Source organism: Fodinibius sp. (assembly GCF_041642155.1).
In the GTDB taxonomy this organism is placed as follows: domain Bacteria; phylum Bacteroidota; class Rhodothermia; order Balneolales; family Balneolaceae; genus Fodinibius.
In genome coordinates this window covers 1-3200 of sequence record NZ_JBEPWZ010000324.1, presented here as the reverse complement: position 1 = coordinate 3200, position 3200 = coordinate 1, and the positions used below count along the sequence as shown (strand labels likewise).

Here is a 3200-nt window from a genome sequence, read left to right as displayed (position 1 = left end):
AGAATTTTTGACTGTTATATACCTGCATGTCTGACAAAAAAATCCGTTCTTAAAGTCTTTTAATTTTTAATATCTGATTATTATTTAATTTATGATTCGCAATGTTCTCTCACTGTTCTTTATCCTTTTTCTTCCTGTCATAATATCGGCCCAGTCGATTAACGTTGCAGTTACGCCGGCTACAACGGGCAATGGTTCTTCGGTCTTTTCACTGGCCAATGGCGCTGTCGTTGAGCTCGAATCCGGGCAAATCCGTTTTCCCGATTCCGGACTCACCTCCAATTTTGCCGCTGTGGGCGTTTCGCCCGATCGAACCGTCGTAAGCCTGCTGGATAATGTGGAGGGCAGGGCAGAGGTTACCTTACTGAATGCCAGGGGCGATACGCTGAATAAATATACTTCTATCGCTTTGGGCTCAAATGACCCGTCTTTGTCTGTATATCCCACGAACGCGGGACACCTGCTGCTTCGCAATAATATTATGAATTTTACCTTTCACGACGAGCTGGGAGAGATCGGGACCAACATATCAAACGGAAGCAGTACGCAGCAGGGAGAGACTATTTCCGAGCTCGTGACGAATCCAGGCCATGAGACGTTCATCATCTATACCACAAAAATTAAGTCGGGCGGTACGGTCGGCTCAAAAGTTCAGATGATTGATACCGATAAGCAGCTACGGCAAATCTTTCAGAGCGATGACCGGTATATCGAAGATCTTAAGCTTTCGTATGACGGAAATATGATTACGGTCGTGACGGCGGCTGACGGCACGCACGACCGGGTGACTGTTATGGACAAATATGGGAATGAGATTAATACCATTGTTTCAGAGGAGGAACTGGTGGGTGCGAATTTAGCGGATAACGGGAAATATCTCACCTTGTTTTCGGACACCAGGATCCGGGTTTACAACCTGTTGAATGGAGAAAATATGGGCAGCACCAGCCTGCAGCAACCGGTTTTTATGGCTGATTATTTTTCGGAGGATGATATGCTGCTTATTATCAGCGGGTATTATTCATCCTCTTCCGAGGATCTTAACAATATTGAAGTCAAGGCGGTTGATCTGGCCAGGCGGGATATTGTCAGCGAAAGCTTTTCGGAAGTGCTACGTTTTCATGAGGTATTTACGCCGGAAATAAGAAGAATATCATCCAACAAGTATCAATTGGTGGGAGCCAATAAGGAGCTGAGCATAGAGGTGGCTTTTTAGCGAAGAAGCGGGAGTTCCCTTTTCTTTGAACTCGTAAGGTTCTTATTACAACAAAGCCTTTGCAAATCTTCCTTATCGGCATCAGGGTGAGTTGTAGGGACTCCTTATATTATTGAGAATAAGAAAAATAAAAAAGGCCTCCACCGGGAGGCCTTTTTGTTTAATTAATTTTCAGCCGATTGTTTCAGGTCAGTGAATAAAGGCTATGCCTTGGCTTGGGATGGTGATTCCTTGTTCTCAGAACTGTTCTTCTCATCACCACCATTATTGCTGTCGTCGCTATCCCCGCTCTCCTCTGATTCAGCCTTGCTGCCTTCGACAGCGGCCACGGCGTCATCATCTCCCTCAATCCAGTCGAACGTTAATCCATCGCGGGAGTCGTTCATCTTGATCTTTATTTTTGATCCCTCGGGATGTTCGGATTCAAGCAATTCTTCTGCCAGCGGTTCTTCCACATATTTCTGAATGGCTCGTTTCAGGGGGCGTGCACCATATTTCTGGTCGAACCCTTTGTCGCTGATGAAATCTTTGGCGCCCTTGGAGACCTCAACCTCATAGCCGAGTTCACGAATGCGTTTAAAGAGATCATCCGAGAGCAGATCGATAATTTGGAAAATATCTTCCTTCTCGAGGGCACGGAAGGTGATGACATCATCAATACGATTGAGAAATTCCGGATTGAAGACCTTCTTCAGGGCATCCTGAATGGTTGATTTCATCTTCTCATAATCAAAGCTGCTGTCGCCGGATGAAAAGCCGATACCCTGACCGAGATTACGGATATCCCGGGCTCCGATATTGGAAGTCATAATAATGATCGTATTGCGAAAGTCGACCTTGCGTCCCAGGCTGTCGGTAAGGATACCGTCGTCGAGCACCTGCAGCAATATATTGAACACATCCGGATGCGCTTTTTCAATCTCATCCAGGAGTACCACACTGTAGGGCTTGCGACGCACTTTTTCGGTAAGCATGCCGCCTTCTTCGTAGCCCACATAGCCGGGAGGAGCCCCCACCAGCCGTGATACGGAGAACTTCTCCATATACTCACTCATGTCGATACGGATCAACGCATCTTCCTTGTCAAAAAGGTAGCGCGCCAGCACTTTGGCCATTTCCGTCTTGCCGACGCCCGTCGGACCCAGGAAGATAAACGACCCGATGGGCCGCGTCGGATCTTTGAGTCCCGCCCGGGTGCGTTTGATAGCTTTGGTAAGCTTGACAATGGCTTCGTTCTGGCCAATAATTTGTCTGGAAAGTTCTTCTTTCATCTTGACCAGCTTCTTGCTTTCGCTCTGGCTGATTTTACTGACGGGGATGCCGCTCATCATACCGACGACTTTGGCTACGTCATCTTCTTCAACATCATAGATTATTTCTTCCGACTCTTTCTCCCATTCTTTCTGGGCCTGTTCGAGTTCGTCCGTCAGACGTTTTTCCTTGTCACGAAGCCGGGCCGCTTCTTCAAAACGCTGCTTTTTGACCATGCCGTTTTTCTCCTTGCTGGTCTCTTCGATCTCTTCTTCGAGGTCGATGATATGCTGGGGCACGTGGATGTTTGAGAGGTGAACACGTGCGCCGGCCTCATCTAACGCATCGATAGCCTTGTCCGGCAGAAAATGATCGGTCACATACCGATCGGTCAGTTTTACACAGGCTTCAATAGCTTCCTTCGAATAAGCAACACTATGGTGTTGTTCGTACTTACCTTTGATTTGACTAAGAATTTCGATGGTTTCTTCCGGTGTTGTCGGATCCACCATAATTTTCTGGAACCGCCGTTCAAGAGCCCCGTCTTTTTCAATGTGCTGGCGATATTCATTGAGCGTCGTCGCTCCGATAGCCTGGACTTCTCCACGGGCCAGCGCCGGCTTCAGCATGTTAGACGCATCCAGCGAGCCACTGGCTCCGCCGGCTCCCACGATGGTATGAAGCTCATCGATGAACAGGATCACATTCTCTGTTTTCTCCAGCTCACCCATGA

General features: G+C 47.8%; 2 protein-coding genes. One reads left to right on the top strand and one right to left on the bottom strand.

The genetic code is table 11. From position 1 onward, the window contains the following. Nucleotides 1-91: 91 nt before the first annotated feature. Complete coding sequence (locus ACESLU_RS13425) at nucleotides 92-1216, top strand: hypothetical protein (protein ID WP_372639140.1); 1125 nt, start codon at nucleotides 92-94, stop codon at nucleotides 1214-1216. Nucleotides 1217-1419: 203 nt separating this feature from the next. On the opposite strand, the gene ACESLU_RS13420 is transcribed toward ACESLU_RS13425, so the two are convergent. Next, on the bottom strand, nucleotides 1420-3200 hold a 1781-nt coding region (locus tag ACESLU_RS13420), incomplete at its 5' end, for an ATP-dependent Clp protease ATP-binding subunit (RefSeq protein ID WP_372639139.1).